The following is a 6,785-nucleotide window of genomic DNA, read 5'->3' on the forward strand; positions in this document are numbered from 1 at the left end:
CAATAAACATGCAGGACATGGTCGGTTTGTTGAATGTACGCGACGTCGGTTCGTAATTTGCTGCGCGCTGCGCACATTGGTCACTTTTCCCATACATCCGCGCATCTCTTGCATTAACGCAGGAAAATTTCTGTTACCCATCCCACCTTTTTCGCGACGCGCGTCCCACTCTGTGGGATAGCTTGCGCGCTACTTCATTCGGCGCCGCACACCCCTTCAATAGGGCCGAAACTGGACGCTATGCCCACTTTTCCGGGGGCTAGGCGGCTAGCGCTGAAAATCCGACAGCCCACCCATGATGTCGGCCACCGAACCACCCCTCGCGTTTCTGAATCCGATTCCCGCCCAGACATTTGTGGCCCGCGGATCCCCCGCGCGCATCGCTGCTGCCCGAACTGGGCTCGTCAGATAGTCCACTTCGGGATACCCAATGGGGCGTGCGCTTCATGCTCATCGACGAACCCGTTGCGTGACCCTCGTGCCACCGCCCCGAGAATTATTTATTCACAATAGGTTTCAGAGAACGCCGGATTCTGCAGTGCAGCGCGATGGACCACTCGTCATCGCTGAACCGCGGCACTCCCAGCTCCACCCCGTGCCCCTGCACCTCACCGGCAAGACCTTTCGCATATCGCTGGATCGCTTCCCTTGATGCCGCACTTGGTTGTGGCACAGAAAGATTCACACAGATAGCACCGGCGGTCAGCGTACGTGCGGCGACGGCCGCGACAACTCACGAACATCGAAGAGACCCGCGATCACGGTCAGGCCTTCATGTCAAGGACCACGCGGAACCTCGCCGCGCCGGAGAGCATGTGTTCGTACGCCCGTGGGGCCTCCGATAGGGGCATGATCTCGTTCATCGAGCGGATACCATGGTGCTGAGCGAGATTCAGATTGTCTTCGTTCTCTATCGAGCTACCCGTCAGTGATCCGACAATCGAGCGGGTCCCGAAGATGAGGTCAGGGATGCCAGCCTCGATGGGCTCCGAGTCGGCCCCCACGACTACCAGCTTGCCATTGGGTGCCAACCCCGCGATCAACGGTGACATAGACGATCCGCTGGATGCCGTCGCGATGATTGCGGTGGCTCCGCCCAACGCGCGCAATGCCTTCGCGGGACTGCCCGCGGTGCTGTCGATGTACTCATCGGCACCGAGTTGCGTCGCAAGATCTGCCTTTCCCGTGCCCCGGGCGATGGCAACAACCCGGTAGCCCAGCACCTTGGCGTACTGGATACCGAGGTGCCCGAGCCCGCCGACGCCCTGGATCGCGACCAAAGAGCCCGGCCGGGCGTTCGCGGTCAGCAATGCGCGGTAGACGGTAAGGCCCGCACACAGCAGCGGGGCCGCGTCGTGCGGATCAACACCATCCGGTACTCGGACGAGGCCACTAGCCCGGGCATACGCCACCTCGCTGTAGCCGCCGTCGACGGTGGTCCCTGTTTGATTCTGATTGGTGCAGTTCACAAAATCTCCGCGACGACATTGCTCGCATTCACCGCAGTGGCCGTTGAGGTACCCGATACCGACCCGCTCACCGAGTTTCCAGGCACGTACTCCCGCACCGACAGCATCGATCACGCCCACAATTTCATGCCCGGGCACGATGGGTTTCGACGGATCAGCCCGCAGGCCCTCGGCGGCGAAGGCGTCGGTGTGGCACACCCCGCACGCCTCGACCCGAACTCGTACCTCACCCGGATGGGGTTCCGTAAGTTCTCGCTCCACCAGCCGAAAGTCCCGCTGGCCGGCTACTTCGAATGCACGGTATGTGGACACGCCTCCCACAGTGGCACATATCGCCGGGCTGCGATATGTGCATACGGGGGCGGGAAGGACGCGGCGAGCTAGCGGTCTACTACTCACCACACCTCGCGGGATGCGAGTCAGATAGACCCGCGGTCGCCATCTTCATCGGAGTAGTGGCGACACGGTGTGAGGATCGTTGACAGACCACTCACTGCCCGGTGTCGCCACCGCCCCATGGGGTAGCTAGCAGGCCAGCGTGACGTACGCGACCTTTTGTCCTGCAGTGGGAACCGTCGTCGGCTGGTTGCGCATGTTGCGCCCCGGCTGCACATTCTGAACGCCTGACTGCTGCGACACTCCCTGAACCGTGCACTGCGACGGATGGTCCGACCCTACCTTGGTGATGATCACCCGGTACCCGTTGGACTTGAGGTCAGAGATGACGGAGTCCGGGTCCGCGGCGGGACCGGCCAAGGCTGCGGCGGCTGTGGCCAGGGACAGCCCTGCGGCAGCGAGTAGCGCCGCCGCGGTCGTGATCTTCTTCATGATTGTTGCTCCTTCTGCGTCGTCGAAGATGAAGCTGAGTTACATCTAGTTACGAAGCGTTGTTCTTGTTGGTGCCATAGGGGACGTGCGGGTTGGTGCCCAGCGGGACCAGCGGGTTGGCGCCCTCATAGGTCGGCTGGTGCGCGCCCTGCTCGTAGACGACATCGCCCGGAGCAACGCAGGGACGTAGCTCAGTGGCGTTGACACTGGTCTCGCTGGCGTAGCAGACCGGAGGAGGCGTAGGCCCTGCCAGGGCGACAGGGGCGCCCATGACAGCGACGGCTACGGCTGTGCCGGCGCCTCCGACGATTGCAGCGAGTGACATTTTCATGTGGTGTTTCCTTTCCGCTCGGTCATCTTGCTAATGGCCTAGGAAGCGAACATCACTTGCCAAAGACATCAACGTTGATGCATTCACCCTGTTCAACGGCTTCAAGGTTCACCTGGTTCCCAATTTATGAGATCCCCGGCTGATTCTCAGCTAAATCTCAGAGTACCCCATGGGGGTTAGGGTCTGAGAGAGATGGTATAGAGCCGTTAACGCGTCGTTAACCTGCACAAATGGGTGTATAGCCCTAGATCAAGTGATCTATAGTTCGATCATGCGATCTAATTCCGGCCATGAGCGCACCTTCACCGAGGTCGCTCGCCGCGATCAGATCGTCACGTGCGCCATCGAGGTCATCGCGGAGGTCGGTTACCCAAAAACCTCAATCCGAAAGATCGCCGAGCGCGCTGATATCGCGATGAGCGTGGTGCTCTACCACTTCGGCTCCAAGAACGGGCTCATCGAAGCGGTGATCGCGTCGATGTACCGGTCGGGCATTGCGGCCGTGGTCCCCGAGGTTGATCGTGCGCGGACTCAGACCGACAAGCTCGCGACCTACATCCGTTCCAGCATCAGCTATTTCAATACTCACCGGATTCAGTTGGCCGCGCTAGCGCAGCTCGGCACGAGTTACAAGCCCCGCGACGGAAGACGTCTCGGGGACCTGGGCCTCACACCCGAGCTGACCCAACAATTGACCCAGCTCGACCCGTCGGCCATTCTCCGCGCGGGCCAGAAAACCGGTGAATTCTCCTCATTTCCCGTCGATTCCACTGCAATCGCACTACGAGGAGCCGTCGATGTCGTAGTCGAGAAGATCTTGCAGGACCCCGAGTTCGACGCGATGGGGTACGCGGAGGATCTCGTGAAGATGTTCCGCCGAGTGGTACGGAGGGCGTAGTGGCTCGTATCGTTATCGCCGCTATCGGCAGCCACGGTGATGTCGCACCGTTGACCGGCATCGGTACTCGCTTACGTCAGGCCGGGCACCATGTGACACTCGCCGCGTATGAACGCTTTAACTCTTTGATATCCAACGCTGGCTTAGATTTTCGTGGCATTCCGGAACCGGCGACGCCATCGGAGAATGCCGATGTCAACGTCACGAAGGAGCTCGCCGAGTTCCTCGCTCCGCGAGGTATGCGATCGCTCGGCATCGCACTGCTCAGCGCCATTCACGACGTGCCCGCGGACCTCCTGCTGTTATCGCCGTACTCCGAACTGGCTGGGCATCCGCTCGCCGAGGCGAAAGGCATTCCCTCCATGGGGATCAGGCTGCAGCCCTGGTCTGCCACCGCTGAGTTTCCCCCGGCCGCCCTCGGAGCCTGGTCCGCAGGGTCGGCAGCCAATCGTCTGGCCTCCCACGCCGGGGCATGGCTTGTCGATCGCCTCTATGGCGGGGTGGTGTCCGGGTTCCGGCGAGACCTCGGCCTGCCGAAGGCATCGGCCGGTCAGCTTCGCCGGAGCAGATCTGGGTCGGAATGGACTGTTCTGCACGGCTTCTCGCCGCACATCGTGCCGCGACCATCGGACTGGCGACCGGGGCTGGAGGTCACCGGATACTGGTGGCCGCAGCCCGATCCACGGTGGCAGCCCTCCCCCACGTTGGTCGATTTTCTCGCAGCGGGTGATCCTCCGGTGTTCATCGGCTTCGGGAGCACGATGACCTCGGCCGCTCAGGCAGTGCGCGTGTCTGAGCTCGTGCGGGAGACGCTCCGCCTGGTGGGTATGCGCGGAATCGTACAAACCGGTTGGGCAGGAATCAATGCCGCTGACGATAGCGTCCTGACGGTGGGCGAGCTGCCACACAGCTGGCTCTTTCCCCGAATGGCGGCGGTCGTGCACCATTGCGGCGCTGGGACGGTCGCTGCCGGCCTGCGTGCCGGGGTGCCTACTGTCGCCGTGCCCGGCCTGGGCGATCAACCATTCTGGGCTCGACGGCTCCGCGATCTCGGGCTCAGCGCCGGCACCATCCCGCAACGAACCCTGACGGTAGAACGGCTTGCCGACGCCCTCCGCGCTGCCGTCACCGACCGACAGCTCACGGGCCGTAGCCGCCGGGTCGCAGACCTCATCGCTACCGACGACGGCGCCGCCGGCGTTGTCGTGACCGTCGATCGAATGCTGGGCTGAGGGCGCTGGCGTGAGGCCTTGCCAGGGGTGACCGAGGAAGTCCGCGACACCCCTCGCGAGTCAGTCCACGTCATCAACGCGGTGAGGACTCGGTCGCGGTTTCCTGGTCATGCCTTCTGACAGAATTACGGAAACAGTGTTGCCGTAATTGCCCGCCGGTGTCAAGATCGACATACTGGCCGGTGTGACGGACGAGCGACGAACACGCGGCCGCCCACCCGTACCCATGGATTCGATCGTCGACGCGGCGCTACGAATCGTGGACGAGGAGGGCGGCGAGGCACTGACCATGCGCGCGCTGGCACGCCGGCTCGATTCCGGGACCGCGACAATCTATCGGCATGTCGAGAACCGCACTGAGCTCGTCGCCTACGTCGTCGATCGAGTATTCGGCGAGGTCGAGTTCGACGACGGGAAACTCGCGGAACTCCCCTGGCAGCGCGCGTGCACCGTCACCTCACGTGCTTTGTTCGATGCAATGCGACGCCATCCGAATGTCGCCGCGCTGCTCACCGATCAACTGCCCGTCGGGCCGAAGGTTTTCATGCTGCGCGAGCGCACGCTCGCACTGTTTGTGAACGCAGGATTCTCACCGGTGGATGCGGCCCGTATATATACGACTGTGGGTCGATACGTCCTGGGTTTCGCGACTCAGCTGGGGGTCGAACACAGGAGCCGCAGCACCGATCCCGCGCTCCTCATGCGGCTTGTACAGGGCCTCGACCTGGCCAACTTTCCGATGACACTCGCGATCGGGAATTCCCTGGCCGTTTCGATCGAGGATGATTTCGAGTTCGGACTCGGGCTCCTTGTCACCGGCCTTGAGCACCTGCACGACAAGTAGCCGGTCACAGCGTTGGTGACATCACCACAGCAGTAGGGTCGAGTGATGACCAGCGCCGGATACGTGCTCAGCACTGACACCGCGGTAACGCTTCTCGCGGCCGGACTCATCTTCCTACTCGCCCTTGGATTGGGCGTGTGGAAGTACCGCCAAATGGTCACGAGCCCAAATCATCTCGCCCATCCGTACGTCGATACCGCACATAGGGCCGCACTGCTTTATGCGTTCGCCACCCTGCTCACTGCGGCGTTCGTCGAGTTGAGTGCGTGGCCCGGCTGGGTAAACCTCACTGCCGCCATGGTGCTGGTGTTCTTCTTTCTGGCAGCCATCGTGAGCTACATGGTGCACGGGGCCTTACGCGACACCAACAATCAATTCGAGGATCCCAACCCCGGCATGCACGTGGCGATGGTCCTACTGATTATCGGCGAAATGGGCGGGTTCGCGGTCTTACTTGCAGGATTCGTACGTGCCCAATGGTTTTCGTAAGAGTTACCACACATACGGCAGTAGGCGATAGCGCGCCTTCTGCGCGTACTCGCGGTATCCATCCAACTGATCGACGAGCAACCTCTCTTCGTCACGGATGCGCACGATGAGTGCGACCAAGCCGGCGACGACCGAGACCAGCCCCCAGTACGAGCCGAGCGCCAGCGGAAAACCCACAATGGTGATCACATTGCCGGTGTACATGGGGTGGCGCACCAGCCCGTAGAGACCAGTGGACACGACCGTCTGTCCCGTCTCCACCTGCACGGTGGAGGCCGCGAAGCTGTTCTGAATGACCACAAGGCTCGTGACACCCAACCCCACGGCCACCAGAACATCACCCATGAGGCATATCGCCAATGGCACCGACGACCAGCCAAAGCGATGATCCAGCGCGCTCATCACCACCATCGCTGCCAGCGATATGTACCAGCCGCCGATAAGGACCTTTTGCACCGTTCGGGTCTCTGCCACCGGCCCCGCGTGCTTACGCCGTTGGTGCGCAGCCGGATTGACCTGCTGCAGATACACGGTGGGTACCCATGTCGACAGGGCGAACACCACCAGAAAGACCCACACCTGCCAGTAGTCGAGGGTTCCCGCGAGCAAGAACAGTACCGCGCCGAACACGGCAAGTTCGACGATCCCTAGCCCCAACACCCGCGCAATGGCCTTCACTGATCCTCCTGTTCAC

Annotated in this window: 8 protein-coding genes; 4 read left to right on the plus strand and 4 right to left on the minus strand. The window is 62.0% G+C overall.

The annotated features are described in order from the left end of the window. Window positions 1-764: 764 nt before the first annotated feature. From B4383_RS05385 to B4383_RS05395, 3 genes are all read right to left on the minus strand, one after another. Complete coding sequence (locus tag B4383_RS05385; RefSeq protein WP_078289977.1) at window positions 765-1,781, minus strand: alcohol dehydrogenase; 1,017 nt, start codon at window positions 1,779-1,781, stop codon at window positions 765-767. A 213-nt stretch (window positions 1,782-1,994) separates the two neighbouring features. After that, a complete protein-coding gene (locus B4383_RS05390; RefSeq protein WP_078289976.1) occupies window positions 1,995-2,297 on the minus strand; it encodes a hypothetical protein in 303 nt (100 codons plus the stop codon). A gap of 49 nt (window positions 2,298-2,346) precedes the next feature. After that, window positions 2,347-2,628 carry a hypothetical protein gene (locus tag B4383_RS05395; RefSeq protein ID WP_078289975.1) on the minus strand — a complete coding sequence of 94 codons (282 nt, stop codon included), beginning with the start codon at window positions 2,626-2,628 and terminating at the stop codon, window positions 2,347-2,349. Window positions 2,629-2,881: 253 nt separating this feature from the next. On the opposite strand from B4383_RS05395, the gene B4383_RS05400 reads away from it, so the two are divergent. The 4 genes from B4383_RS05400 (at window position 2,882) to B4383_RS05415 (ending at window position 6,091) form a co-directional block, all read left to right on the plus strand. Next, window positions 2,882-3,526: a TetR/AcrR family transcriptional regulator gene (locus tag B4383_RS05400; protein ID WP_078289974.1), complete on the plus strand. Its 645-nt coding sequence runs from the start codon at window positions 2,882-2,884 to the stop codon at window positions 3,524-3,526. Then, on the plus strand, window positions 3,526-4,758 hold the full coding sequence (locus B4383_RS05405; RefSeq protein WP_078289973.1) for a glycosyltransferase: 1,233 nt from the start codon (window positions 3,526-3,528) through the stop codon (window positions 4,756-4,758). The genes B4383_RS05400 and B4383_RS05405 overlap by 1 nt, the downstream gene beginning before the upstream one ends. A gap of 226 nt (window positions 4,759-4,984) precedes the next feature. Continuing rightward, window positions 4,985-5,602 carry a TetR/AcrR family transcriptional regulator gene (locus tag B4383_RS05410; RefSeq protein ID WP_078290011.1) on the plus strand — a complete coding sequence of 206 codons (618 nt, stop codon included), beginning with the start codon at window positions 4,985-4,987 and terminating at the stop codon, window positions 5,600-5,602. 45 nt (window positions 5,603-5,647) lie between these two features. Further along, complete coding sequence (locus tag B4383_RS05415) at window positions 5,648-6,091, plus strand: hypothetical protein (RefSeq protein WP_078289972.1); 444 nt, start codon at window positions 5,648-5,650, stop codon at window positions 6,089-6,091. A gap of 3 nt (window positions 6,092-6,094) precedes the next feature. Here the strand turns inward: B4383_RS05415 and B4383_RS05420 are convergent, their stop codons facing one another. Continuing rightward, entirely contained in the window at window positions 6,095-6,769 is a 675-nt protein-coding gene (locus B4383_RS05420; protein WP_078289971.1) for an isoprenylcysteine carboxylmethyltransferase family protein, read from the minus strand. Between the last annotated feature and the right edge of the window lie 16 nt (window positions 6,770-6,785).

Origin of the sequence: Mycobacterium sp. D16R24, from assembly GCF_002013385.1 — a bacterium.
Classification (GTDB): Bacteria; Actinomycetota; Actinomycetes; order Mycobacteriales; family Mycobacteriaceae; genus Mycobacterium.

What these genes read in the sequence shown, in the direction of transcription:
- B4383_RS05395 (WP_078289975.1), bottom strand. Translation starts at nt 2,628, where the DNA reads ATGAAAATGTCACTCGCTGCAATCGTCGGAGGCGCCGGCACAGCCGTA.
- B4383_RS05410 (WP_078290011.1), top strand. Translation starts at nt 4,985, where the DNA reads ATGGATTCGATCGTCGACGCGGCGCTACGAATCGTGGACGAGGAGGGC.
- B4383_RS05390 (WP_078289976.1), bottom strand. Translation starts at nt 2,297, where the DNA reads ATGAAGAAGATCACGACCGCGGCGGCGCTACTCGCTGCCGCAGGGCTG.
- B4383_RS05415 (WP_078289972.1), top strand. Translation starts at nt 5,648, where the DNA reads ATGACCAGCGCCGGATACGTGCTCAGCACTGACACCGCGGTAACGCTT.